This window comes from Corynebacterium frankenforstense (genome assembly GCF_030211955.1).
Classification (GTDB): Bacteria; Actinomycetota; Actinomycetes; order Mycobacteriales; family Mycobacteriaceae; genus Corynebacterium; species Corynebacterium frankenforstense_A.
Genome location: NZ_JASODI010000006.1, coordinates 1 through 25,727, shown reverse-complemented (window position 1 = coordinate 25,727; position 25,727 = coordinate 1). Strand labels below are relative to the sequence as shown.

The window sequence follows — 25,727 nt, the reverse complement described above, 5'->3', positions numbered from 1 at the left end:
GGGAGCGGCGGTGGGTGAGGTGTGCGGTGGGTTCGCGGCGGGGTGTGGGGCCGTGGGTGATCTGCGCGATGGGCGCGGGTGGGCGCCGGCGGCGAGCGGCGGGACGTCGGAAATCCGGGTGTATTTATTTCGTCCGCTTCGGGGGTGGCACCACCCCCGCACCCAGGTTCGCCTGACCGGGCGGACCTGCGCATATGTGTGACAGGTGGGGCGGGAGTGTGAGGCGTCTGGGAGTCCGGTGTTCCGGTGGTTAGGATCATTATCGTAACCGCCGGTGGTGGAGAATATCGACGTCCACCCCGTTGACCTCCCCGGGCGGGAGGTGCTGGCCTCCCTGGGCGGGAGGCGCGGTCACCCACGGGAAAACCCCCGGAAAAACTCGGGACCCCCAGCACGAAGGACGCCGTAGCCATGACCACACCCAAGGTCCAAGAGAGTTCCTCACACGCAGTAGGCGAGGACTCCCGCACCCCAGACTTCAAGGACATCCGCCGGCGGGTGACCGGCCTGATCGTCGGCCTGCTGCTGGCCGTCGTCATCTACCTGATCTTCCCGGACGGCGCGGCCGAGCGCATCAACGACGCCTACGCCGAGGACGGCGTCGATTACACCGGCAGCGCGATGCGGATCACCGCCGCCGTCGCCGTGCTCATGGGCGCCTGGTGGATGACCGAGGCCATCCCGCTGGCCGCCACCGCCCTGGTGCCGCTGGTCGCGTTCCCGCTGCTCCAGGTCATCGAGTTCGGCGAGATCTCCTCCTCCTACGCCGAACCCACGATCTTCCTGTTCATGGGTGGCTTCATCCTCGCGCTCGGCATGCAGCGCTGGAACCTGCACCGCCGGCTCGCGCTGACCGTCGTCAACGCCGTGGGCACCCAGCCCAAGCGGCTCGTGCTCGGCTTCATGCTGGCCACCGGCTTCCTGTCGATGTGGGTCTCCAACACCGCGACCGCCGTGGTCATGCTGCCGATCGGCATGTCCGTGCTGCAGCTGACCGCCGAGACCGTCGGCGGCATGCGCAACCAGCGCAACTTCGCCACCGCCCTGATGCTCGCCATCGCCTACTCGGCGTCGATCGGATCGGTCGGCACCATCATCGGCACCCCGCCGAACGCCCTGCTCGTCGCCTACATGTCCAACAATCACGGCATCGAGATTGGCTTCGGCCAGTGGATGCTCGTCGGCGTGCCGATCGCCGTGGTCTTCCTCATCATCGCGTGGCTGGTGCTGGTCACCGCGTTCAAGCCCGAGATGAAGGAGATCCCCGGCGGCAAGGAGCTCATCCGCGAGGAGATCAAGAAGCTAGGCAAGATGCACCAGCCCGAGGCCGTCACCGCGATCGTCTTCGCCGGTGCCGCGCTGTGCTGGATCTTCGTGCCGATCCTCATCGACAACTTCGGCTGGTCCGTCACCATCGCCGACGCCGCGATCGGCCTGGCCGCCTCGCTGCTGCTGTTCATCCTGCCCTCCGGTTACAAGCCTGGCGTGAAGCTGATGGACTGGAAGACCGCCAACGACCTGCCGTGGGACGTGCTGCTCCTCTTCGGCGGCGGCCTGGCGCTGTCCAAGATGTTCTCCGAGTCCGGGCTCTCGCTCTGGATCGGTGACCTGGCCCAGGGCCTGCAGGTCCTGCCGGTGATCCTGCTGGTGGCCGCCGTGGCCGCCCTGGTGCTCATCCTCACCGAGTTCACCTCGAACACCGCGACCGCCGCGACCTTCCTGCCGATCCTCGCCGGCGTGGCCGTGGGCATCGGCCTGACCGAGGGCGGCAACGAGCAGAACGTGCTGCTGCTGACCATCCCGGTCGCCTTGGCCGCCACCTGCGCGTTCATGCTGCCGGTGGCCACCCCGCCGAACGCGATCGCCTTCGGTTCCGGCTACGTGAGCATCGACAACATGATCAAGGGTGGCATTTGGCTGAACCTGATCGCCGTCGTGCTGACCACCATCACCGTGTACTTCATCGCGATCCCGGTCTTCGGCATCGTGTTGTGACGTCCGTGCGGTGACCGTCGGGTCTGCGTGACCCCGGTTCCGGCCCGGCCCCCTCGTGGGGTCCGGGCCGGTTCTGCGTTTCGTGGGGAGGGTCCTGCGCGGGCTGGTTTTGTGTGTGATCCGGGTCTGTGTGTGGGCCGGGGCGAAAGGCCGGGCCTGCCGGCGCATTTTTGCCTGGTGAGCAGGGGATTTGGTGGCCGCGGGGGCCGGGGGTAATGTATTTCCTCGTTGCAGGGGCTAGCCCCGGTGACGGACTGCGCCCGTAGCTCAACGGATAGAGCATCTGACTACGGATCAGAAGGTTGGGGGTTCGAATCCCTCCGGGCGCACGATCAGGGCCCCGTCGAAAGGTGGGGTCCATTTTCGTGTCTGTGACCCGATTCAGCGGGTGGGCCGACTGATTGACCGGTCCGGTCGGCCGGTCATCGGGGCCAATCGGGGGAGCGGGGACGGTTTCCCGCCCGGATCCGCGCGCTTTTACCGACCCGCGCCCGGTAAAACCGCACGCGCGGGGCGCTGGCCGGCGCCGGCCGGGGGAGCGAGGCGCGCCGACTGAGCACGTCGACTGAGCACGCGGAACGCCCCCAGACCACCCCAGGCCGCCCCACGCCAACCCCTAGAACACCTCGACGCGGGCGCCGAGCGACTCGGCCTGGATGAGCACCTGGACCCACTCGCCCTCACCCGGGCGCACGCGCAGCACCGGGCGCGAGGAGACCGGCACCGGGCTGACCGACTCGCCGCCGCGCGCCCCGGAGGCCTCGCGGGCCTTGAACCGGATGCGCGCGCTGTGCCCGGCGTCGGCGAGCTCGGCGATGTCGGGCTCGGGGCACGAGAGCGACTCGCGGGCCTCGTTGAGCAGCTCGAGGACCTCGTCGAGCACGTCGACCACGGCCGCGGCGTTGGTCTCGCACATGGCGCGGACCAGGGCGGGCTCGCTGCCTGCCACCCGGGTGGCGTCGCGGAAGCTGCCCGCGGCCAGCGAGTGCGCCAGGGCGCCGCCCTGGTCGCCGACCACGGCGAGCACCTCGGCGAGGACGTGCGGCATGTGGCTGATGCGGGCGACCGCGGCGTCGTGCACCCCGACGCGGCCGGGCACGACCTCGGCGTGGACGACGCCGGCCAGCGTCGCAACGTCCTTCCACAGCTCCACCCAGGAGGCCGGGACCTCCGCGGCGCCGGTGCCCGAGGCCCCGGCACCGGAGGCCCCGCACGCCAGGTCAAACCCGATCACCCACGCCGCCCCGCGGAAGAGCCCCTCGTGCGAGGCCTCCCAGCCGGACTCGGCGGTGCCGGCCATCGGGTGCGAGCCGACGTAGCGCTCGGCCATGCCGCGCTCGCGCACGGCGTCGAGCACGGCGCCCTTCACGGAGACGACGTCGGTGAAGCCGCAGTCGGGGGCGTGCTCGGCGATGGCGTCGAGCATCTCGCCGACGGCGCCCATGGGGGTGGCGACGACGACCAGGGCGTCATCGCCCTGGGCGCGGGACAGGACGTCGGAAATTGAGGAGGTGACGTCGAAGCCCTCCTTCTTCGCCTCCTCGACGGCATCGGGGGAGCGGTTGTAGCCGTAGGCGGTCTCGCCGGCGGCCACGAGGTCGCGCAGCAGGGACCCGCCGATCAGGCCGAGGCCGAGGATGCATACGGGGCGGGAGATGCGTTGTGAGCTCACCTGACAAGCATGACACAAGACGACTACCGTTGCCGGTATGCAGCCCCAGACCACGGACGACGTGGACTTCGACGGCGAGGGCGAGGACTTCGCCAGTTTCGCGGTGACCGTGACCAGGACGGACGCACACTGGCACGTGTGCGAGTTCGACGACGACTTCGACGACCTGGACACCTCGATCCGCGCGGTGCGTGCGCTGCGCGCCGAGGGGCCCGCGTTCGCGCTGCTGTGCGTGGACGACGACTACTTCATCGTGGTGCGCCCCTCGCCGAACCGCACCCGCGTGCTGCTCTCGGACGCGACCGCCGGGGTGGAGGACGACATCGCCGCCGCCGCGCTCGAGGAGATCGGCGCCGAGGTGCCGGACCTCAACCCCGACGAGGTCGAGGACGTCGACCCCTGGGCCGAGGGCGACTTCGACATCCTCGCCGACCTCGGGCTTTCCGAGCAGGTCATGGGGCTGATCACCGACGACCTCGACGCCTGGGCCAGCGAGCAGATCGTGCGTGTCGCCGAGGAGCTCGGCTTCGACGACGAGCTCTTCGACGAGGTCGAGATCCCGGAGCATTGAGTTCGATTTCCGACGTCCCGTCCCCCGGCGCCCGGCGCTCAGGCGCGCCCGTGCGCGGGGGCAGTGGTGGTGCCGGTTCCGCGGCCGCCGGAGGGCCGGGGTCCCGTTCGGCCGGGGACGGGGGCTCTGTTCTTCCTGAGGCCACGGGGGAGCGTCGCGCACGCGAGCGGATGCGCCGGGCCCTCGAGGTCGCGCGCACGACCCCGGACGGTGACGTGCCCGTCGGCGCGGTGGTCTTCGCGCCGGACGGTGAGGAACTGGCCGCGGCGACCAACCGCCGCGACGCCGACGGCGACCCCACCGCGCACGCCGAGGTCCTCGCGCTGCGCGCGGCGGCGAAGACGCGCGGGGACTGGCGGCTGACCGACTGCGAGCTCGTGGTCACCCTCGAGCCGTGCTCGATGTGCGCCGGCGCCCTGGTGGGCGCGCGCGTCGGCTCGCTGGTCTTCGGCGCCTGGGAGGAGAAGACGGGCGCGTGCGGCTCGGCCTTCGACCTCGTGCGCGACACCGCCACGATGCACCGGCCCCAGGTGCGCGCCGGGGTGCTCGCCGAGGAGTGCGCCGGTCTGCTCGCGCAGTTCTTCGCCGCCCGACGGTGAGGCGTGGGGCGCCTGCCTCGGTGCGCGCGGCGCGGGGCGCCGACGCCGCCGCGGCGGCCGCGACGGTGACGGGCGCGGCGTCGGAAAGCGACCGCGCAACCGCGCGCGGTGGCGGGCCGCGCGCAGACCGTGCACAATGCATGAAATAAATGCGGGGCCGTGAACTGGGCATTTATCGATGAACGGTGTTCGTTGAAAGTTTTGCGCCCGTCACGGCGCGCGCGGCGTCGTTAGACTGAAGAGCACAAGAACACCGACGAAAGGAGCATGCATATGGGTGACATCCAGAACACGGCTGAGGACTTCGCCGGAAAGGCCAAGGAGGCCGCCGGTGACGTGACCGACAACGAGGACCTGCAGAACGAGGGCAAGGCCGACCAGGTCGTCTCCGACGCCAAGGAGAAGGTCTCCGACGCCGGCGACGCCATCAAGGACAAGGCCAACGAGGTCATCGGCAAGTTCAAGGACGACAAGTAAGACTTGTCTCCCTCAAGGGCCCGCGCGAGCGGTCCCTGCGCACGGCCCGGGATTTTCCTCCCGGGCCGTTTCGTGTGTGTGGGGCGCGCGGGGTGTGCGCGGGGGCGCGTGCGGTGCCGCGAGGCGGGCGGGGAAAGCGTCGCGAACGGGTGATTTGGTCGCGGCGGAACCGGTCGGTTAGCCTATTCGGCGGTGGCGTGTCCGAGCGGCCGAAGGTGATCGCCTCGAAAGCGATTGTTGGGTAACCCCCAACCGAGGGTTCAAATCCCTCCGCCACCGCGCAGCGGGACCGCGTCCCCTCCCCGAATGGATCGGGAGGGGGGCGCGGTCCCTTTTTTAGCGATGGGCGGGGGCGACCGTCGCCGGACGCGGGCGGGAATCCGCCCGCACCGCAGACGGGGCGCGCACCGCGACGGTGATGTAACGCCGGGGCAGCGCGCGTCGGAAAGTTCTTGTGGCACCCGCGGGGCCTCGGTACCGTTCCGGGACACGGGTAGAATTGGACTGTTGCCCTGCACCCTCGACTCTGGAGTCTGGACTGACGTGGCTGAACTGCTCTTCAAAATGGGACGCTGGTCGTTCCGTCGCAAGTGGGTCGTCCTCGCGACGTGGCTGATCATCCTCGGTGCCGTGGCGGGTGCCGCGGTGGGGTTCAGCAAGCCGTTCTCCAGCCAGTTCAGCATCGGCAACGCCCCGTCCATCGAGGCGACCAAGCTGATGATGGAGAACTTCCCCGAGGCCGGCAACCCCGCCGACGCCGCGACGGTCAACCTCGTCTTCGCCACCACGGACGGCAGCAGGCTCGACGAGGAGCACAACAAGGAGACCATCGACGACGTCGTGGGCGCCGTCGAGGACAGCCTGCAGGGCGAGATCCGCAACACCCAGCGCTTCGGCAACCCGGTGGTGCTCTCGCCGCAGCTGACGCAGGGCGTCTACGACATGTCCGTCGAGCAGGGTCTGCCCGAGGCGACCGCGCGCGAGGACGCCGAGAACCTCGCGCTGGTCTCCGACGACGGGCGCATCGCCTACACGACCTTCGACTACGACGTCGACTCTGCGATGGAGGTCAGCGACGAGCAGCGCCAGGCCGTCTACGACGCCATGGAGCTCGGCCGCGGGCAGGGCCTGCAGGTCGAGGCCGGCGGCGCCGGCTTCGGCGACCCGATCGCCATCAAGGCCACCAGTGAGGTCGTCGGCCTGGCCGTCGCCTTCGTGGTGCTGCTGCTGACCTTCGGCTCGCTGATCGCCGCGGGTCTGCCTCTGATCACCGCCGTGATCGGCGTGGGCATCGGCGTGCTCTCGATCCTTCTGACCACAGCCGTCGTCGAGCTCAACGACGTCACCCCGACCCTGGCGATCATGATCGGCCTGGCCGTGGGCATCGACTACGCGCTGTTCATCCTCTCGCGCTACCGCGTGGAACGGGAACGCATGTCCGCGCCCGACGCCGCCGGCATGGCCGTGGGCACCGCGGGCTCGGCCGTGGTCTTCGCCGCGGCGACAGTGATCATCGCGCTGGCGGCCCTCGTCGTCGCCGGCATCGAGTTTCTGTCCTGGATGGGCCTGCTCGCCGCGCTGACGGTGGCCGTGGCGATGCTGGTGGCCCTGACCCTGGTGCCCGCGCTGCTGGGCATCTTCGGCGAGAAGGCCTTCGGCGCACGCATCCCAGGCGTGGCCGGCAACAAGAAGCGCGACGGCACCTGGCCGAAGCGCTTCCGCAAGGGCATGACCATGGGCCGACGCTGGGTCACGCTGGTGCAGAAGGTCCCGGCGCTCATGCTCGCCGCGGTGATCCTGGGCCTTGGCGTGCTCTCGCTGCCCGTGACGCGCCTGGAGATGGCGCTGCCCTCGGACACGACCTCGAATGTCGACACCACCCAGCGCAAGGCCGCCGACCTGATGGCCGAGGGCTTCGGCGCCGGCGTCAACGCCCCGCTGCTCTTCGTCGTCGACGCCCACGCCGTCGACCCCGACGCGCCCGCCCTGCGCCCCTTCGTGGAGGCGCAGCGGCAGGCGGCCGAGGCCGCGGCCGCGGAGGCTGAGTCCGCCGACGCCGAGGGTGCACCGGCCGAGGGCGCCGCCAACGCTGCCCCCGAGCCCTTCGACGAGCACAGGGCCGCCGCCCAGGCCGCCTACATCTACACCGTCGACAAGATCGACGGCATGGCGGAGATCAAGAACGCCCAGCTGGTCGGCATGAACGACGACACCACCGCCGCCCAGGTCATGATCACCCCGTTCACGGGCCCCGAGGAGCAGGAGACCGTCGACGTCTCCCACGCCCTGCGCGACCGCGCCGCCGAGATCGAGGCCGCCACGGGCGCCACGGTCGGCATGACGGGCCTGACGGCCGTCCAGATGGACATCACCGAGGAGCTGGGCAACGCGATGCCGCTCTACCTGGCCATCGTGGTCGGCCTGGCGATCGTGCTGCTCCTGCTGGTCTTTCGCTCGATCACGGTGCCGGTGGTCGCGGGCCTGGGCTTCCTGCTCTCGGTCGGCGCCGCGTTCGGCGTGACCGTGCTGTTCTGGCAGGAGGGCCTGTGGGGGCTGGTCAGTTCGCCGGGGCCGCTGATCTCCTTCATGCCGATCTTCCTGATCGGCGTGACGTTCGGCCTCGCGATGGACTACCAGATGTTCCTGGTCAGCCGAATGCGCGAGCACTACACGCACAACGGCGGCCGCGCCCGCGAGGGCTCGCGCTACAACGGCGTCGAGGAGTCCGTCATCGAGGGCTTCTCCGCCGGCGCGCGCGTGGTCACGGCGGCGGCGCTGATCATGATTGCCGTCTTCGTCGCGTTCATCAACCAGCCGCTGCCGTTCATCCAGATCTTCGGCTTCGCGCTGGGCGCGGGCGTCCTCTTCGACGCGTTCTTCATCCGCATGACGCTCGTGCCGGCGACCATGTTCCTCATGGGCCGGGCGACCTGGTGGATCCCGCGCTGGCTCGACCGCATCCTGCCGAGTCTCGACGTCGAGGGTTCGAAGCTGGAGAAGGACTTCGAGGCCGGCCTCATCGGCCGGGAGGGGGCCGGGGACGCCACGGATGAAAGTGACGACGCCGCGCCGCGCGCCCGTGCGGTGGCCGCGCACCGTCGGCGTTGAGGCCCGCTTGACGACGCCGCGCCGCGTACCCAGGGGTGTTCGGCGCGGCGTCGGTCTGTGCGCGGCGAGGTTGCCGCGGCAGGGTGCTCGAGCCGTCTCCGGGGGCACGTGGGTGGGGGAGCGGCTGCGCGATGCGGCGGGGAGGGGTCGCCGAAGCAGCCGGCCGCGGGTGCGGTCTTCGAGGCGCGCCGCATTGACGGCGTCGACCTGACGACCAGCGCCGGCGAGGCCGTGGCCAAGAACGATCCGGAGTCCCGCGACTCCTGCCGCTACGAGGTGCCCGCGCCCTATCGCGACGGCACGATGAGCGAGGTCGCCATTTTTGACCCGATCGACCCGGCCTCGATGAAGCTGCAGAAGGGCGGGAAGGACGACCTGTGGGGCATCTCCGGCAGGCTCTCCGGCAAGAAGCACACCTACACGGTGCGCGTGAACTACCGGCGCACCTCGACCGCCCGCAGTTCGCCGACAATGTCGAGATCAAGCGTTTCGAAGTCGGCGGCATGGAGCGCACCGCGAACCGCGAGGGGCGATACACGATCCACGGCACGCAGGACAGGCGGGCGATCGTGCCCGCCAAGAAGCATTTCGGCTTCAAAGTCGTCGTCGACTTCAGCTACAGGGACTTCCTGAAGGCGAAGAACGACCCGGACGCTGAGTGCACCGGCCGTCCCGGCCATGGACTGTTCAACACCGCACATGTCAGCTCTCCCGGTCGCGGTGACGCTGCCGCCGACGCCTGCGCGCCGGTGCCGGAACCGAAGAATCCGGCCCCGTCGACCACCAAGGAGGTCGTCGGCAACGACACCGAGCACGGCCGGATCACCTACCGGATCTCCGTGGACAACCGGAAGTCCCGGGTGCCGCGGCAGATCACCGTGGTCGACCGCCTCGGCTTCACCGACACGGTAGAGGTGCGTGAGGTGCGCGTGGACGACCGGGCCGTGCGCGTGCAGCGTGACGGAACCTTCGCGGTCGCCGGCAGCAACGGTGGCCCACAGGCCGAGGTCCGCGCGGGTGAGGTCCGCGCGGGTGAGGTCAAGACCTACCGCGTCACCGAGCCCGCCTGAGCATCGACGCCGGCCACGCCTCCGAGGTCCGCACGGCCAACGGCAGGCAGACCGTGGCCCGCCTGGACCAGCGGCTGCCCGACGACGGCGGACGGCTCCTGTCCACCGGTACTGAGCCGCTGGAGCTCGACCAGGAGTACCTGCTGGTGGAGACCCGCTCCCCGCGCGGCTTCGAGCTGCTGGCCCAGCCGATCCGGTTCCGGCTCGTCAACGCCGACGACGGTGTGGTCACCGAGGTACTCGACGCCGCCCAGCACCCTGAGGCGGAGGTCGCCGGGACCGCGGACTGCGGTTGCGTCGGCGTCCTGAAGGTCGCGGACGTGCGCACCGGCACGCTGCCCAAGGCGGGCGGCAACGGTGTGGCCTGGTGGCTGCTGGCGGGCGTCGCCCTGCGCGGCGCCGCCGCGCTGACCAACCGCCGCCGCGCCTGACAGTGCTGAGGCGTGAGCCCCGGGGAGCGGCCGAAAGGCCGCACCCCGGGGCTTTCCCGTGCCGGGCGCAGGCGCCCGGCGCCGCGCAAGAACGCGTACGGCACCGCGCACGGCCGCACGTACGCGCTCACGCGGGGCACGCGCGGCGTCGTCAATCGGACCATTAGCATCGGAGAACATGCACACCCCCGCCATGGACACCGACCTCAGCTTCCGCGTGGACACGCGCCTGGACCCCGCCGAGGTGGCGGCCAGCGGGCACGAGGTGCACGGGCGCACGGGCGTGATCAGCACGCCGCACGGTGAGATCGCCACCCCGGCGTTCATCCCCGTGGCCACCAAGGCGACCGTCAAGACGCTGACCCCGGAGCAGGTGCGCTCCACCGGCGCGCAGGCGATCCTCTCGAACGCGTACCACCTCTACCTGCAGCCCGGCGAGGACATCGTCGACGAGGCCGGGGGAGTGGCGGCCTTCGAGAACTGGCGCGGGCCCACCTACACCGACTCGGGCGGGTTCCAGGTGATGAGCCAGGGCGTGGGCTTTCGCAAGGTGCTGGCCATGGACCTGACCAACCTGACCGAGGCGGACATCCGCGCCGTGGACAAGGAGCGCAAGGCCCACGTCGACGAGGACGGCGTGGACTTCAAGAGCTTCATCGACGGCTCGCTGCACCGCTTCACCCCGGAGCGCTCGATGCAGATCCAGCACTCCCTCGGCGCGGACATCATGTTCGCCTTCGACGAGCTGACCACGCTCGTCGACACGCGCGCCTACCAGGAGTCCTCCGTCGAGCGCACGCGCCGCTGGGCCGAGCGCTGCCTCATCGAGCACGACCGGCTCACCCGCGAGCGCACGCACCGGCCGCGCCAGTCGCTGTGGGGCGTGGTGCAGGGCGCGCAGTACGAGGACCTGCGGCGACGTGCGGCGCGCGGGTTGATTGAGCTTTCCGACGCCGCGCAGCAGCGCGGTGCGCGTGGCTTCGGCGGCTTCGGCATCGGCGGGGCGCTGGAGAAGGAGAACCTGGGCACCATCGTCGGCTGGGTCTGCGACGAGCTGCCCGAGGACAAGCCGCGCCACCTGCTGGGCATCTCCGAGCCGGACGACCTGTTCACCGCCGTGGCGGCGGGCGCGGACACCTTCGACTGCGTGGCGCCGACGCGGCTGGGCCGGCGCGGCGGGGTCTACACGCTCGACGGGCGGATCAACCTGCCGGCCGCGCGCTTCAAGCGGGACTTCCGCGGCGTGGACGAGGAGTTCGGCGGCTACGTCTCGCGGAACTACTCGCGCGCCTACCTGCACCACCTGCTCAAGGCGCACGAGTACCTGGCCGGCACGCTGTGCACGCTGCACAACCTGGAGTTCATGGTCCGGCTGGTGGAAAACATGCGCGCCACGATCGCCGAGGGGCGCTTCGCCGAGTACCGCGACGAGTTTCTCGGGCGGTACTACGCGGGGCGGAAGTAGGGGGCTGGGTTCTGGGCTTCGGAGGAGTGCTGTCTGCGATTCCCACCAGGGGTGGTGTCATGCTCACTGTTGGTGCGCAGTGGTTCCGGTAACCTGAAGGCGTCTATTCGTAAAGATGAATACAGGCGATTTTCGGCCGGTATTCAGGGAACCGGAAGCGACGGGCGGCTGTCATGGCGGATGGGGAGCACCGACCGAAATCGGCGTCGGAGGGAGATGCCCCGGCCGGCAGAGTGCCCTTGTGGGAGCGCGGCGACGCCGTCTCGGGGCTGAGCGCGCGCGCCCGCAGCCTGTGGGCGAAGTCCGGTGACGAGACCGGTTGGCTCACCCTTCCGCAGCACCTCGTCGACGCCGCCTGTGTCGCGGAGGCCCTCTGGGGCGGATGGGTGCCCGACGCGGTGAAGCGGGAGATCGCGAGGATGACGGGGCTGCATGAGGAGCAGGCCCTCGTCCTAGTCACCTGGCTGGCCGGCACCCATGACATCGGTAAGGCGACGCAGAACTTCACCCGTCAGATCGAGGCGACGGGGGCCGGGGCGGAAATCGTCGCCGGCATCGGTGCAGCGGGTCTGTCCCTGGGCGCCTGGCGGCGGGCCGCGGACATGCCGTTCCTGCCCCACGGCACCGCCTCGCAGGTGATTCTCGCCGCGTGGCTCAAGGGTCGGGGCGTCGGTGGGAGAGTCGCCGGTGCTTTCGCCTCGGTCGCGGGAGCCCACCACGGCATCGCGCCGGCCGGGCAGGACGTCAAGCAGGCCCGGATACTCATCACGGAGCACCCCGCCGAGTGGCACGAGGTCCAGGAGGAGATTCTCGCGGCCATCGCCGAGCTGACCGGGATCGACGAGGTGCTGCCGGACCTTCGGATCCGGCCTGCGGCACCGGCGCTTTCGCTGCTCACCGGCATCGTGGTGATGGCGGACTGGATCGCCTCCAACAAGTTCGCCTTCCCGATGGTCTCGCGCGGCACCCAGGCCGACCGGGTCGCGGCAGGTACTGCGGCGGTCGACCTCTCCGGGGCCTGGCACTCCGTCTGGCCGGGGCACCTTGACGCCGACGAGTACTTCCGGTCGATCTTCGCCTGGCCGGGGCACTTCACCGCACGCCCGGTCCAGCGGGCCGTGCTCGAGGCGGTGGAGGGGATGCCGGACGGTGACGGCGGACTGGTGATCATCGAGGCCCCGACCGGTGAGGGCAAGACCGAGGCGGGACTGGCGGCCGCGCATCATCTCGCGGTCAAGGACGGTGCCCACGGCGTCTTCTTCGCCGCGCCCACGATGTCCACGGCCAACGGCCTCTTCGACCGCGTCCTCGAGTGGTCGCGTGCCGCGACCCCCGGGTCTGAGGTCGCCTCCATGTTCCTCGCGCACTCGAAGTCCGCGCTCTCCGACTCCTACCAGCGGCTGCTCCTCGACGGGATCGACGAGGACGCGGCGGCCGCCGAGAGCGAGGTCGGTGAGGTCTTCGCGTCGCGCTGGCTGAGCGGACGGCACAAGGGGCTCCTGTCGAACTTCGTCGTCGGAACCGTCGACCAGGTGCTCATGCTCGCCCTGCAGATGCGCTACTCCATGCTCCGCCACGTCGGCCTCGCCGGAAAGGTGGTGCTCATCGACGAGGTGCACGCCTACGACGCCTACATGTACTCCTATCTGGCGAAGACCCTGGAGTGGCTGGCGCGTTACCGCGTCCCGGTGATCCTGATGAGCGCGACCCTCCCACCTGCGCAGAAGGCCCAGCTCATCGCCGCCTACCGCGGCGAGTGGTCCACGGAGCCGGCCGCGGTCTCCTCCCGCGCCTACCCGCTGGTCACAACCGTGGCTCGGGAGCAGGTAAGCGAGATCGAGGTGCCCGCGCGGCCGACGGACATGCACGCCGTGGTGGAGTTCATCGACGACGCCGTGCCGGCTGCCGTCGCTCAACTGGGCGAAAGGCTCGCGGAGGGCGGGTGTGCACTGGTCGTGTGCAACACCGTTGCCCGGGCCCAGGAGATGTACTCGGCCTGCGTCGAGGAATTCCCCGGAGAGGTCGAGCTGCACCACTCCCGGTTCCTGGCCAACGAACGCGCCGTGAAGGAGGACCGCCTGCGTGCGGAACTCGGCCCCGACGCGCACCGGGGGGCGGGGCGCCCGTACCGCAAGGTCGTGGTGGCCACTCAGGTCGCCGAGCAGAGCCTCGACATCGACGTGGACCTGCTGATTTCCGACGTCGCGCCCATGGACCTGCTCATCCAGCGCGCCGGGCGCATGCACCGCCACGACCGTCCGGCCGGCGACCGGCCGGGACCGGTCACGCAAGCGGCGATGCTGGTGCGGGGAGTCCTCGGCCGTGACCCCGCACCGAGGCTCGACCCCGGTACCGCCGCCATCTACGACCCGGCGGTGCTGCTGGCGACCATGGCCGAGTTCGAGGAGACAGTGATCCCCGGCGGGTTCCGGCGTCCCGACGACATCGAGCCGTTGGTGCACGCCGTCTATGACCCCTCCCGGGAGGCGCCCCCGGGCTGGGAGAATGCCTGGGCGGAGGCCCAGGAGCGCAGCAGCGAAGCGCGCGCTGAAGCACTCTGGCGTGCCGGGGTATTCCAGATCCCGGAGCCCGGGCACGCCATGAAGCTGGAACCTTTGTTTACCAGGTATCACGCGCCGGACCGAAAGGTTGATCCGGAGCAGGCCGCCGTGGCCCAGGTGCGCGACGCCGGCGACTCGATCGAGGTCATCCCGATCGTGGTCGGAGAATACGGCTACCACCCGTGGGGATCGCCCGCGGAAGCGAGCTTCGGTGTGGAACCCGAGCGAGAGGTGATGGACCTGTTAACCCGTACCACGGTGCGGTTGCCGGGGACCTTCACCAGGGAGGGCGTCATCGTGAAGGTCCTTGACGATCTTGAGGCGCACACGCCCGCGGAGTGGGCGAACCACTTCCTCCTGAAGGGGCAGTTGGCCCTGGTGCTGGACGAGGACGGTCGCGGCGAGATCGCGGGGCATCCGGTGCGTTACTCGTCCGAACTTGGTTTCGAAGATCTGTCGGCTCCGTCACGGGGTGACCGTAGTGTGAAAAACGAATGACAGAGGCAAAGGAGAAGAAGCCGATGGCAGAGAGTTTCTCGCTGGTGGACAGACCGTGGATCCGCTGCCAGCTCACCGACGGAACGGAAGCGGAGGTGAGCATCCGACAGGTCTTCGACGGGAGCACCGGGATCCGCGGCGTGCGAGGCGACTCGCCGACGCAGGACTACGCCGTGCTGCGACTGCTGCTGGCGATCTACTGGCGCGCCCACGTCCCGGACGCGCAGCCCGCGCCGGGTGAGACCTACGACCACGGCGGGTGGTTCGAGACCCAGCTAGCCAGTGTCGACGCCGGCGAGGCTGATGCAGCCGTCCTGGAGTACCTGGAGAAGTGGGGTGACCGTTTCGACCTGCTCCACCCCGAACAGCCGTTCATGCAGGTCGCTGACCTGGCCACCGGGTCGGGAAAGATCAGTGGGGTCAGCAGGATGATCCCCGAGGCCGAGTCGGACGACTTCACCATGCGCGCGGGCGCCGGCCGGCAGAGCCTGGGCCTGGCCGAGGCGGCCCGCTGGCTGGTCCATCTGCAGGCCTACGACTACTCGGGGATCAAGTCCGGTGCCCTCGGTGATCCCCGCGTGAAGGGCGGCAGAGGCTATCCCATCGGCACCGGCTGGAGCGGCATGACCGGAGGCACGGTCATCGTCGGCGAGACCCTCCGGCACACGTTGCTGTTCAACACGGTGGAGGAGGCGTTGGCCCGCGAGGACGACCACCCCGTATGGGAGCGCCAGCCCGACGACCCCGCCGAGCGGAAGGACCCGACGCCAAAGGGCGCGGCGGACCTGGCGACCTGGCAGTCGCGCCGCGTGCGTCTCCACACCGAGGGGGACCTCGTCACCGGTGTGCTCGTCAGCAACGGCGACAAGATCCCCGACGCCGGTGCGAACGTGAGCGACGACCCGATGACGCCGTACCGGTACAGCAGAAACAAGTCGAAGCGCGATCACGTCGTCTATTACCCGCGCCCGTACGACCTGGAGCGGACGATGTGGCGCTCGCTCGAGCCGTTGATCATCGCCGAGAAGGACGAGGGCTACGGCGAGGAGAGCGACTCCAGGTCGAAGAAGGACCTCCCTCCCAAGCGTCCCCGCACCCTGGACCAGGTCGCCGAATTTGAGAACGATGACGCCGCACCCGACTGGGTGGACCTGCAGCTGGTCTCGACCGAGTACGGGCCGCAGGCCTCGACGATGGGCACCACCGTGGCGACCCACATCGAACTTCCGCGGAGCCTCCTGGCACCCTCGGCGGTGTCCACCCGGCGGACGCTGATCGACCAGGCCGCGGCCACCAGCGATGCGGCGGTGGCGCTGGGGAGGTTCGCCGGGAGTCTCCTCGAGGCCGCCGGCGGTGACTACGAATTCCAGAGCTCCCCGACCGACGCGTTGCTCAAGGAACTCGAGCCCGAGTTTCTCGAGTGGATAGGGAAGCTCGATCGGGAGGGCCTCGACCAGGCGGTGCGCGCCTGGCAGTCCACGGTGCAGGAGACCATCCTCTCGCAGGCCCGGGTTCTGCTGCGTGGTGCCGGCCCGAAGGCACTCGTCGGCAAGACGGTACCCGGGCGTGGCGACGGGCCGGACTCCATCGTCTCCGCCGGCAGCGCCTACCGGAGCCTGCAGGTGGCGCTGCGTAAGGCACTGCCCACGACCGCCGTGGAAACGAACCCAGAGACCAGTGAGGAGAAGTGACGAAGATGTCAGAAACCCAGACACACGCGGAGGAGCGTGCGCCACTCGCCGTCGCCGTCGGTGTGACGGTCAACCGGTTGCAGAACGACTATCTCTCCGGTGGCGGCCGGGCACCAGCAGCCAGGGGCGTGCTCGCTGAGCTGCGGCGTGGTGCAGGGCGGCCGGCGCTGTCGGACCCGCTCGCCCTGGAGCGGGTCCTGGGCGTGATGGATCCGGTCCTCACCGAGAACGAGGTCGGCACCCAGGACGGGCCGTCCCCGTCCGAGGAGGCGGCCTACCAGGCGCTGGCGTTGTTCGCTCTGCACATGCAGAGCGCGACGGCACCGGTGCACGTTCGTGGGACCTCCTTCGCCACCGCCTGCGGCCTGCTCGCCGCACGCAGCGAATCCAAGTCCATGAAGCCCCGTTTCGACGCGCTGTTGCTGGCGCAGAATCCGCATTCCCGTCTCACCCATGTCCGGTCGCTGATCACGCTGCTGCGCGGTCAGCAGCTCGGCTTCGACTACGGGGCCTTCGCCCGGGATCTCCGGGCCCTGATGAACCCCCGACACCGCGACGGCGTCCTGCTGCGGTGGGGGCGCGACTTCGCGCTCGCCCCGTACCGGAAGAACCGGCGGGCCGAAAGCCACCCGACCGCCTAGCCCGGCTGGTCCGGGTACCGACACCTCGAATCCAGAATCAACCCACGCCGGGAAACACTCCCGGCGACCTCCGAAAGGAAACATGACATGCCCCTCATCCTCGACATCCACGCACTGCAGTCGCTGCCGCCGAGCCTGATCAACCGGGACGACACCGGCGCGCCCAAGTCCGCCGTATTCGGCGGCGTCCCTCGTCAGCGTGTCTCCTCGCAGTCGTGGAAGCGCGCGATCCGCAGGACCTTCGAGGAGGACTTCGACCCGGCGATGGTCGGGTTCCGCACCAAGCGGGTGCTCGACCTGGTGGTGGACGAGATCCAGGAGATCGGTGGCGAGGACGCGTGGCCCGATGACCGTGCGGTCTCCGAGGCCTCGGCGGTGTTCAAGACCCTGAAGATCAAACTCGTCGACCCGAAGAACGCTCCCGAGGACGATGAGCTGGACGACGACCACCGGCGTGAGCTCGCCAAGACCGGCTACCTGCTCTTCCTGAGCAAGCAGCAGATCCACAACATCGCCCAGGCGGTCGTCGACGCTGACGGGGAGAAGATCAAGAAGACAGACGCCAAGAAGCTCTTCAACACCGACCACTCCGTAGACATCGCGATGTTCGGTCGTATGGTCGCAGATGACGCGGACTACAACGTCGACGCGTCCGTCCAGGTCGCTCACGCCATCGGCGTGCACGCCTCTGAGCCGGAATTCGACTACTTCACCGCGGTGGACGACCTCGACGAGGACGAGGCCGAGACCGGTGCCGGCATGATCGGCACGGTCCAGATGATGTCATCGACCCTGTACCGCTACGCCAATGTCTCCTTGGACTCCCTGGCGGAGAACCTCGGTGATGCTTCCGCCGCTGTCACCGCGGCGGAGGCGTTCGTCGACGCCTTCATCAAGAGTATGCCCACCGGCAAGCTGAACACCTTCGCCAACCAGACCCTCCCGGAGCTGGTCTACGTCGCTGTCCGGGACACGCGCCCAGTCTCCCTGGTCAACGCCTTCGAGGAGCCCGTCGTCGCAGAGCAGGATGAAGGGCGACGCGCGGTGGCCGCGCGTCGCCTCGCGGCGGAGGAACGCGAGATCGAGCAGCAGTACGGGTTCGTCCCCGTCGCAGCCTTCCTCATCGGGCTGGGCGATCTGCGCAAGCCCTTCGAGGAGCTCGACGCGAAGGCGACGACGCTGCCGGAGCTCGGCGGCCAGCTCCACGAGGTGCTCGTCCGCGAACTTTCGCTGGAGGATGAGGCCCGGTGACCGCGACACTGCTACTGCTGCTGAAGGGGCCGATGCAGGCCTGGGGCGACTCCAGCCGATACAAGATTCGTGCCACCGGCCAGGTCCCCACCAAGTCGGGTGTGATCGGGATGCTCGCCGCCGCTCAGGGTCGGCGGCGCTCTGAGCCGGTCACGGATCTGGCAGGTCTGCGGTTCGCTGTCCGCGTGGATCAGCCGGGTTCCCTTCTCCGGGACTATCAGACGGCACAGGAATGGCAGTCCGGGGGCGGGACGAGTCTGGTGACCCGTTACTACCTGGCCGATGCCGTGTTCGTCGCGGCGATCGAGGCCGACGACCGTGATCTCCTCGAGAATCTGGCCGAAGCGCTGCGGAAGCCGCGTTTCCCGTTGTTCCTCGGGCGCCGTAACTGCCCGGTCCCCGCCGGCCTCGTGATCGGGGTGCATGACGGTGATGCGGTCGCCGCACTCAGAGACACCCCCTGGCAGGCGAGTCGATCGCACCGACGTGAGCGCACGCGGAGTGTCTCGCTTCCGATCTACCGGGATGCGGACCCCGGTGAGGAAGGCGTTCCGCATCAGGACGTCCCCGTGTCCTTCGCTCAGGAACACCGCCGTTACTCCTGGCGTGAAGTCGTCCAGGATGAACCGGTGATCGTCGACAACCCCGAGGGGCGCTCCGACGACCCGTTCTTCGAGGCGGTGATCTCAGCGTGACGGCGACACTGACCAGGGTTCTGATCAACCCGCAGCGCAGGCAGGCGCGGAAGCTCCTCACCAATCCGCAGGCCATGCACGCGGCGGTGCGGGCGACTTTTCCGCCGGACATCGAGCAAGACGATGCCCGGGTGCTGTGGAGGGTCGATCATCGGGGCCACGAGCATGTTCTCTATGTCGTGGGGCCTGAGCAGCCGGATGCCACCGGCCTGGTCGAACAGGCCGGGTGGGCGACACGGCCGGCGCAAACCGCGGAGTACACACGATTCCTCGCTGCACTCAAGAAAGGGCAGCACTGGCATTTCGAGCTAGTGGCCAATCCGGTCATGAGCAAGGCCGGCGACCGTGGTACCCGAGGCAAAGTCGTGCCGCACGTCACCCCGGAGCAACAGCTGGACTGGTTGATCAAGAAGTCCGTTAACGCGGGATTCTCCGTGGCCGGGTCCGACGAAGACGGATGTCCGCCTACCGCACGAGTGGTGGAGAGAGCCAACCTCAGGTTCCGGAGAAGGGACCGGACGGTCACTGTGCGGACCGCGCGTTTCGACGGCGTCCTTGAAGTGACTGACGTCGACGCATTGAGGTCGACTCTCGTTAACGGATTGGGCAAGGCCAAAGCCTACGGGTGTGGTCTGCTGACACTGGCGCAGCCGCATTAAGACAGGTACCCCTAAAGATGCCAAGGACACCCAGCGAAATTCCGATCGTGCGCCGTGAACTCGCGCGCATGGAGGACCGCCTGACTTTCCTCTACGTGGAACGGGCGGTCGTCAACAGGAAGGACAACGCACTGACCGTCCTGGACAGTCGGGGCATCGCTCACGTACCTGCGACCACGCTTTCCGTGTTGATGCTGGGGCCGGGTACCAGGATCACCAACGCCGCGATTGCGTTGCTTGGCGACGCCGGGTGCACGGTCGTCTGGGTCGGTACAGGTGGCGTGCGGTACTACGCGCACGGGAGGCCGCCGGCGAAGTCCTCCCGGATGGCTGAGGCGCAGGCCCGGATCGTGACGAACCAACGTCGCCGTCTCCAATGTGCCCGCGAGATGTATGGCATGCGCTTCCCCGGTGAGGATGTCTCCAGGTTGACGATGTCGCAGCTTCGGGGCCGAGAGGGCGCCAGGGTTAAGCGCATTTACGCCGCGGAAGCGGAGCGCACCGGCGTCGACTGGAACCGTCGCCGATACGACCCGAACGACTTTGACGCCGGAGATCCGATAAACCGCGCGTTGACCACTGCAAACGCCGCCTTGTACGGGATCACGCATGCCGTCATCGTAGGACTCGGATTTGTGCCCTCCCTCGGGGTTGTGCACACGGGCACCGACCGGGCTTTCGTTTATGACATCGCCGATCTCTACAAGGCGGAGACCGCTATCCCCGCTGCGTTTGAATGCGCTGGCGCACCCGACGGAGAAATTGGCGGAAGAGTACGCCGAGCGCTCCGGCACAAGGTGAAGAAATTGCGTGTGATGAAGCGTATGGTTCGGGACCTTTATTCGCTGATGAAAGTCGAGGGAGCGGAACTTGTTGATGTGGACCTTATGTTGTGGAACGAGCTTGAGGTCATTGCATCCGGGGTGAACTGGGGGCCAGAGGATGATCCGGTGATGCATTGATGATGGTTCTCGTGGTGACCGCCTGTCCGGCGGGGTTGCGCGGAGATCTGACGAAATGGCTTATGGAGGTCGCGCCTGGCGTATTCGTGGGTAGGCCCTCTGCCCGGGTCCGTGATCTGCTGTGGGATCGAACCGAGGATCTTCTCCAGCAGGGTAGAGCGATTCTGGTTTATTCCAGTGACAACGAACAGGGAATGGAATTCCGCACGCATCTGAGCGATTGGACACCGACCGACTTCGATGGATTGACGCTGATGATGCGTGATACCAAAGCCCGCGGCAGGACGGCGCGGAGAAACACCGGCTGGAGTATCGCTAGAAATGCCCGCCGAGCCCGTCGTCCGCACGGTTAGAGTCGGGCTTCCGCGGACAAGTCGTATCTAGAATGGGGTTCAGGCTCCTAAAGCTGCAGCTCTGCAAGTGTCCTCCCCGCGCCAGCGGGGATGAGCCCTGTGCACCCGACTTCCGCAGGAAGCGCTCGGTGTCCTCCCCGCGCCAGCGGGGATGAGCCCGCCTCACGTTGTCCCGGACTCGCGGGCGGAAAGTCCTCCCCGCGCCAGCGGGGATGAGCCCCCGAAGATCGACAACGCCTTGAAGATCATGAGGTCCTCCCCGCGCCAGCGGGGATGAGCCTCTCGTCGTCGGCCATCTGCCTGGCCGTCAGCAGTCCTCCCCGCGCCAGCGGGGATGAGCCCCCCGCCTATCTGGATCTTCTTGGCGTGAAGCCGTCCTCCCCGCGCCAGCGGGGATGAGCCGTGTTTCTGAACCGGCGCTCTTCTTCGATCGAAGTCCTCCCCGCGCCAGCGGGGATGAGCCGCAAGAAGGACAGAGGTTCGGCAGAGGCCGAGCGTCCTCCCCGCGCCAGCGGGGATGAGCCGTAATACCCGCCGCCGCCTAGATTGCCGACCTTGTCCTCCCCGCGCCAGCGGGGATGAGCCTCTGGTCGTCTCGTTGTCCGTTTAGGCCCGGTCGTCCTCCCCGCGCCAGCGGGGATGAGCCCATTCCCGAGGTCGCTGCCGCGCAGCACTACTTGTCCTCCCCGCGCCAGCGGGGATGAGCCGCGTTTCTGGCCGAGCGTGAAGCGCCACGGCCGGTCCTCCCCGCGCCAGCGGGGATGAGCCCAGCAACCTCTCCGAAAGGCTCGCCTCGGAGCTGTCCTCCCCGCGCCAGCGGGGATGAGCCCTCGGCGCGGGCGGCGGCGCGGGCGGCGCGGTCGTCCTCCCCGCGCCAGCGGGGATGAGCCGGTGCCCGGACCTGGGCTTGCTTTCTGCGGCATGTCCTCCCCGCGCCAGCGGGGATGAGCCCGTCATGCGGTCGAAATCCTCCGGCGCACTACCGTCCTCCCCGCGCCAGCGGGGATGAGCCGATCTTCGGGGTGACCTCCATGACCGCACCGTCGTCCTCCCCGCGCCAGCGGGGATGAGCCCCGGAGCCGGGGGAGCCCTGCTCGCCGCGCGGGGTCCTCCCCGCGCCAGCGGGGATGAGCCCCACCATCACGTAGGCGCCGGCCATCAGGGCCAGGTCCTCCCCGCGCCAGCGGGGATGAGCCCCGTCAGCGTGCGGCCGCCCTCGGTGCCGCGGAGTCCTCCCCGCGCCAGCGGGGATGAGCCCGGTCAATCTCCCAACCGAAAGCGTCATACGTAGTCCTCCCCGCGCCAGCGGGGATGAGCCGCGCCGACTTCTCGGACTCACGGGCGGATTCCAGTCCTCCCCGCGCCAGCGGGGATGAGCCCATGAGGGAATTATATCATGCCGCAAAAGCGAAGTCCTCCCCGCGCCAGCGGGGATGAGCCGGTGTTTCCGGTGCTGCCCGGTTCCGACACCGCGTCCTCCCCGCGCCAGCGGGGATGAGCCGCGGGACATCACACTGATTACCCGCAATTCCAAGTCCTCCCCGCGCCAGCGGGGATGAGCCCTTCTCCAGGTCCGCACCAATCTCGGCGGAAAGGTCCTCCCCGCGCCAGCGGGGATGAGCCGTCTCAGACCGGTTGTAGGCCAAAACGAGCGCGGTCCTCCCCGCGCCAGCGGGGATGAGCCCCGTCCTCGCTCACGCTGCACATAACCGACGCGGTCCTCCCCGCGCCAGCGGGGATGAGCCGTCCAACTCGCCGTCGGTGTAGGCGATCTCCGTGTCCTCCCCGCGCCAGCGGGGATGAGCCCGAACGAGCGCCGCCAACAAGACCTACTGGGTGGTCCTCCCCGCGCCAGCGGGGATGAGCCCACCCGCATTATGGTGCACAACCACAAAAGACAGTCCTCCCCGCGCCAGCGGGGATGAGCCGAACATCGCCGATCACCTCGACGGCAACGGCCCGTCCTCCCCGCGCCAGCGGGGATGAGCCGCTTGCGGTAGTTAAGAGACATGCGAGCTCACCGTCCTCCCCGCGCCAGCGGGGATGAGCCCGATGAGAAACTCCGACGGCTCGCCGAGATCGAGTCCTCCCCGCGCCAGCGGGGATGAGCCGTTGCAGTGAGGGTTCGCGAGGACCGTGGCGTTGTCCTCCCCGCGCCAGCGGGGATGAGCCCCACCCGCGAATCCAGGGGGTAGAACGCGGCCTGTCCTCCCCGCGCCAGCGGGGATGAGCCCTTGTGGACGCGGGCCACGTAGGCCTTCGCCACGTCCTCCCCGCGCCAGCGGGGATGAGCCGTGCATGAGGACTTCCTTGTCCTCGAGGACCTGGTCCTCCCCGCGCCAGCGGGGATGAGCCTCGGCCTCATTGAGCACAATGGCATTCGGCACAGTCCTCCCCGCGCCAGCGGGGATGAGCCCGCGGATGATCCGGCCCAGGTTAATGCCATGTTGTCCTCCCCGCGCCAGCGGGGATGAGCCCATCGGCGAATTGGGCGGCCTCATGGATCATCAGTCCTCCCCGCGCCAGCGGGGATGAGCCCTCATCCTCCCACCACGACATAAGCCCGTCGTGGTCCTCCCCGCGCCAGCGGGGATGAGCCCCCCAGCCGCGACCTTCACGGCCGTGGTGTGGAGTCCTCCCCGCGCCAGCGGGGATGAGCCCCACCGAGGGGCTCGCCGAATGGCGCCGACTAGGTCCTCCCCGCGCCAGCGGGGATGAGCCCAAGGACCCCGGGTTTGACGACATTTGGGACCCGGTCCTCCCCGCGCCAGCGGGGATGAGCCCCGTCCAACCGACGGCGCGCCTCCCGGGCGTCCGTCCTCCCCGCGCCAGCGGGGATGAGCCGTCCTGGCCCCGCACCACCTGGTCACCCGCAGGGTCCTCCCCGCGCCAGCGGGGATGAGCCGCTCACGCGCCGTGATGTGGACGACTGGCACCGGTCCTCCCCGCGCCAGCGGGGATGAGCCGATCGGCTCACCGGTCTGGAAGCGGGAGCCGACGTCCTCCCCGCGCCAGCGGGGATGAGCCCGCCCGCTGCCGGTCGTCCACGTCGAGCAGTTCGTCCTCCCCGCGCCAGCGGGGATGAGCCCTCGGCGTCCGTGCCGGGCTCCGCACCGGCCGGGTCCTCCCCGCGCCAGCGGGGATGAGCCGATCACCGGCGCGATCTAGGCAGGTTGGTGGGGAGTCCTCCCCGCGCCAGCGGGGATGAGCCCTGCCACACGAACCCGAACTTGACCCCGGCGGCGTCCTCCCCGCGCCAGCGGGGATGAGCCGTCGGGGTCCGTCTACTGGCGTGGCCGGGTGCGGTCCTCCCCGCGCCAGCGGGGATGAGCCCGTTCGTCACACTAACCTCCTACGACCTCGAAAGTCCTCCCCGCGCCAGCGGGGATGAGCCGGTGACCGGCCGGGTCACGCTTAAGCCGATTGAGTCCTCCCCGCGCCAGCGGGGATGAGCCCTTCTGAGCCTGCGGGCCGCGGCGGGTAGGACTGTCCTCCCCGCGCCAGCGGGGATGAGCCGTAGACCGGATGGCCGGAGCAGGACACGTCGTCGTCCTCCCCGCGCCAGCGGGGATGAGCCTGCCTCGACGGCATCGGCGGTAGTTCCGCCGTAGTCCTCCCCGCGCCAGCGGGGATGAGCCCCCCCTCCACCGTCGTATCCGTATGGGTCCGTGGTCCTCCCCGCGCCAGCGGGGATGAGCCGTTCCTCGTGTTCAAGCACGGCGGCGACGGGACGTCCTCCCCGCGCCAGCGGGGATGAGCCCTCCGGCTGGGCCATGGGCCACGTCGGCCCGCAGTCCTCCCCGCGCCAGCGGGGATGAGCCCCATCCACCCGGACCGGACGCTTCCCGGAGGCAGTCCTCCCCGCGCCAGCGGGGATGAGCCGCCGTAGCCGATCATCTGCTTCATCCAGGTGGTGTCCTCCCCGCGCCAGCGGGGATGAGCCGGTCAAGCAGGCCGAGGCGGACCTCACCGAGGCGTCCTCCCCGCGCCAGCGGGGATGAGCCCCACCCCGGAGACTGTCGACGGGTGGCTCGGCCGTCCTCCCCGCGCCAGCGGGGATGAGCCCTCCGCCGGCCAGTACCTGACCCTCGTCGACGCGTCCTCCCCGCGCCAGCGGGGATGAGCCCGCCGTGCAGGCCGCCGGCCGGATCGCGGCCGCGTCCTCCCCGCGCCAGCGGGGATGAGCCTATCTGGATCTTCTTGGCGTGAAGCCCGAGCGAGTCCTCCCCGCGCCAGCGGGGATGAGCCCGGAACATCAGCGCCTTTGTTTCGCCAGGTGTAGTCCTCCCCGCGCCAGCGGGGATGAGCCGTCGAATATTTTCTTGGGTGGCTCGATTTTTGGGTCCTCCCCGCGCCAGCGGGGATGAGCCCCGGGACGTCCTCGCGGACACCGCATTTTGAGTGTCCTCCCCGCGCCAGCGGGGATGAGCCCCATGCGTCACCTGGAAAACCGCTCTCACCATCGTCCTCCCCGCGCCAGCGGGGATGAGCCCAGTGCGGCGGTGCGCGCCGCGCAGTGGAAGGTGTCCTCCCCGCGCCAGCGGGGATGAGCCCGAGTCGTCCGGCCGCACCGGATCGCGCCGAGCGTCCTCCCCGCGCCAGCGGGGATGAGCCCTGACCGGCCCGGCGGGCTTTTGGTGTGGTCACGTCCTCCCCGCGCCAGCGGGGATGAGCCGTTTGACGAAGAGGGCGATGTTATTTCTACCAAGTCCTCCCCGCGCCAGCGGGGATGAGCCCCCATCATCGGGGCGGATCATCACCTCCGGCGAGTCCTCCCCGCGCCAGCGGGGATGAGCCCGCTCCGGCGTGACAGAGAAACCATCATCGCCGGTCCTCCCCGCGCCAGCGGGGATGAGCCCCAAAAGACGCCCTATATGTTTGATACGTGGGCGTCCTCCCCGCGCCAGCGGGGATGAGCCGTTGTGAAGTATTTGGCCGAATTGGCCGATATGGTCCTCCCCGCGCCAGCGGGGATGAGCCCCAAAAGACGCCCTATATGTTTGATACGTGGGCGTCCTCCCCGCGCCA

17 protein-coding genes, 2 tRNA genes and 1 CRISPR repeat array are annotated in these 25,727 nt (G+C 69.2%); of the genes, 18 read left to right on the top strand and 1 reads right to left on the bottom strand.

The window, feature by feature from the left end:
* The first annotated feature begins 411 nt into the window (after positions 1 to 411).
* Positions 412 to 1,995, top strand: a complete 1,584-nt coding sequence (locus tag QP119_RS04320; protein ID WP_284773873.1) for an SLC13 family permease — start codon at positions 412 to 414, stop codon at positions 1,993 to 1,995.
* 256 nt (positions 1,996 to 2,251) lie between these two features.
* A tRNA-Arg gene (locus QP119_RS04315) sits at positions 2,252 to 2,324 on the top strand.
* Positions 2,325 to 2,611: 287 nt separating this feature from the next.
* Here the strand turns inward: QP119_RS04315 and QP119_RS04310 are convergent.
* Positions 2,612 to 3,667, bottom strand: coding sequence for a prephenate dehydrogenase (locus QP119_RS04310; RefSeq protein ID WP_284773871.1), 1,056 nt, complete (start codon positions 3,665 to 3,667; stop codon positions 2,612 to 2,614).
* Positions 3,668 to 3,704: 37 nt separating this feature from the next.
* Here QP119_RS04310 and QP119_RS04305 point away from each other — a divergent pair, with 37 nt between their 5' ends.
* From QP119_RS04305 to cas2e, 16 genes are all read left to right on the top strand, one after another.
* Complete coding sequence (locus QP119_RS04305) at positions 3,705 to 4,238, top strand: tRNA adenosine deaminase-associated protein (protein WP_284773869.1); 534 nt, start codon at positions 3,705 to 3,707, stop codon at positions 4,236 to 4,238.
* A gap of 170 nt (positions 4,239 to 4,408) precedes the next feature.
* Complete coding sequence (locus QP119_RS04300) at positions 4,409 to 4,837, top strand: nucleoside deaminase (RefSeq protein WP_284773868.1); 429 nt, start codon at positions 4,409 to 4,411, stop codon at positions 4,835 to 4,837.
* 273 nt (positions 4,838 to 5,110) lie between these two features.
* Entirely contained in the window at positions 5,111 to 5,314 is a 204-nt protein-coding gene (locus QP119_RS04295) for a CsbD family protein (RefSeq protein WP_284773867.1), read from the top strand.
* A gap of 191 nt (positions 5,315 to 5,505) precedes the next feature.
* Positions 5,506 to 5,593, top strand: a tRNA-Ser gene (locus tag QP119_RS04290).
* Positions 5,594 to 5,857: 264 nt separating this feature from the next.
* Entirely contained in the window at positions 5,858 to 8,422 is a 2,565-nt protein-coding gene (locus QP119_RS04285; protein ID WP_284773866.1) for an MMPL family transporter, read from the top strand.
* Positions 8,423 to 8,799: 377 nt separating this feature from the next.
* Positions 8,800 to 9,492, top strand: coding sequence for a hypothetical protein (locus QP119_RS04280; protein ID WP_284773865.1), 693 nt, complete (start codon positions 8,800 to 8,802; stop codon positions 9,490 to 9,492).
* 53 nt (positions 9,493 to 9,545) lie between these two features.
* A complete protein-coding gene (locus QP119_RS04275; RefSeq protein ID WP_284773863.1) occupies positions 9,546 to 9,923 on the top strand; it encodes a hypothetical protein in 378 nt (125 codons plus the stop codon).
* 178 nt (positions 9,924 to 10,101) lie between these two features.
* Positions 10,102 to 11,388: a tRNA guanosine(34) transglycosylase Tgt gene (tgt, locus tag QP119_RS04270; RefSeq protein ID WP_284773861.1), complete on the top strand. Its 1,287-nt coding sequence runs from the start codon at positions 10,102 to 10,104 to the stop codon at positions 11,386 to 11,388.
* Positions 11,389 to 11,627: 239 nt separating this feature from the next.
* Positions 11,628 to 14,447 carry a CRISPR-associated helicase Cas3' gene (gene cas3, locus QP119_RS04265; protein ID WP_284773860.1) on the top strand — a complete coding sequence of 940 codons (2,820 nt, stop codon included), beginning with the start codon at positions 11,628 to 11,630 and terminating at the stop codon, positions 14,445 to 14,447.
* Complete coding sequence (gene casA, locus QP119_RS04260) at positions 14,444 to 16,138, top strand: type I-E CRISPR-associated protein Cse1/CasA (protein WP_284773858.1); 1,695 nt, start codon at positions 14,444 to 14,446, stop codon at positions 16,136 to 16,138. Before cas3 ends, casA begins: the two co-directional genes overlap by 4 nt.
* 5 nt (positions 16,139 to 16,143) lie before the next feature.
* Positions 16,144 to 16,779, top strand: coding sequence for a type I-E CRISPR-associated protein Cse2/CasB (gene casB / locus QP119_RS04255; protein WP_284773856.1), 636 nt, complete (start codon positions 16,144 to 16,146; stop codon positions 16,777 to 16,779).
* Between the two features lie 87 nt (positions 16,780 to 16,866).
* Positions 16,867 to 18,030 (top strand): type I-E CRISPR-associated protein Cas7/Cse4/CasC, encoded by a 1,164-nt coding sequence (gene cas7e, locus QP119_RS04250; protein WP_284773854.1) that lies wholly within the window; start codon positions 16,867 to 16,869, stop codon positions 18,028 to 18,030.
* Positions 18,027 to 18,725 carry a type I-E CRISPR-associated protein Cas5/CasD gene (cas5e, locus tag QP119_RS04245; protein ID WP_284773852.1) on the top strand — a complete coding sequence of 233 codons (699 nt, stop codon included), beginning with the start codon at positions 18,027 to 18,029 and terminating at the stop codon, positions 18,723 to 18,725. Before cas7e ends, cas5e begins: the two co-directional genes overlap by 4 nt.
* Positions 18,722 to 19,384: a type I-E CRISPR-associated protein Cas6/Cse3/CasE gene (gene cas6e, locus QP119_RS04240; protein ID WP_284773850.1), complete on the top strand. Its 663-nt coding sequence runs from the start codon at positions 18,722 to 18,724 to the stop codon at positions 19,382 to 19,384. Before cas5e ends, cas6e begins: the two co-directional genes overlap by 4 nt.
* Before the next feature lie 17 nt (positions 19,385 to 19,401).
* The gene (gene cas1e, locus QP119_RS04235) at positions 19,402 to 20,346 is read left to right on the top strand and encodes a type I-E CRISPR-associated endonuclease Cas1e (protein WP_284773848.1); all 945 of its coding nucleotides are present in this window, start codon (positions 19,402 to 19,404) and stop codon (positions 20,344 to 20,346) included.
* Entirely contained in the window at positions 20,346 to 20,699 is a 354-nt protein-coding gene (cas2e, locus tag QP119_RS04230) for a type I-E CRISPR-associated endoribonuclease Cas2e (RefSeq protein ID WP_284774011.1), read from the top strand. Before cas1e ends, cas2e begins: the two co-directional genes overlap by 1 nt.
* Positions 20,700 to 20,768: 69 nt before the next feature.
* Positions 20,769 to 25,679: a CRISPR direct-repeat array (repeat unit 28 nt; unit sequence GTCCTCCCCGCGCCAGCGGGGATGAGCC).
* Positions 25,680 to 25,727 lie beyond the last annotated feature (48 nt).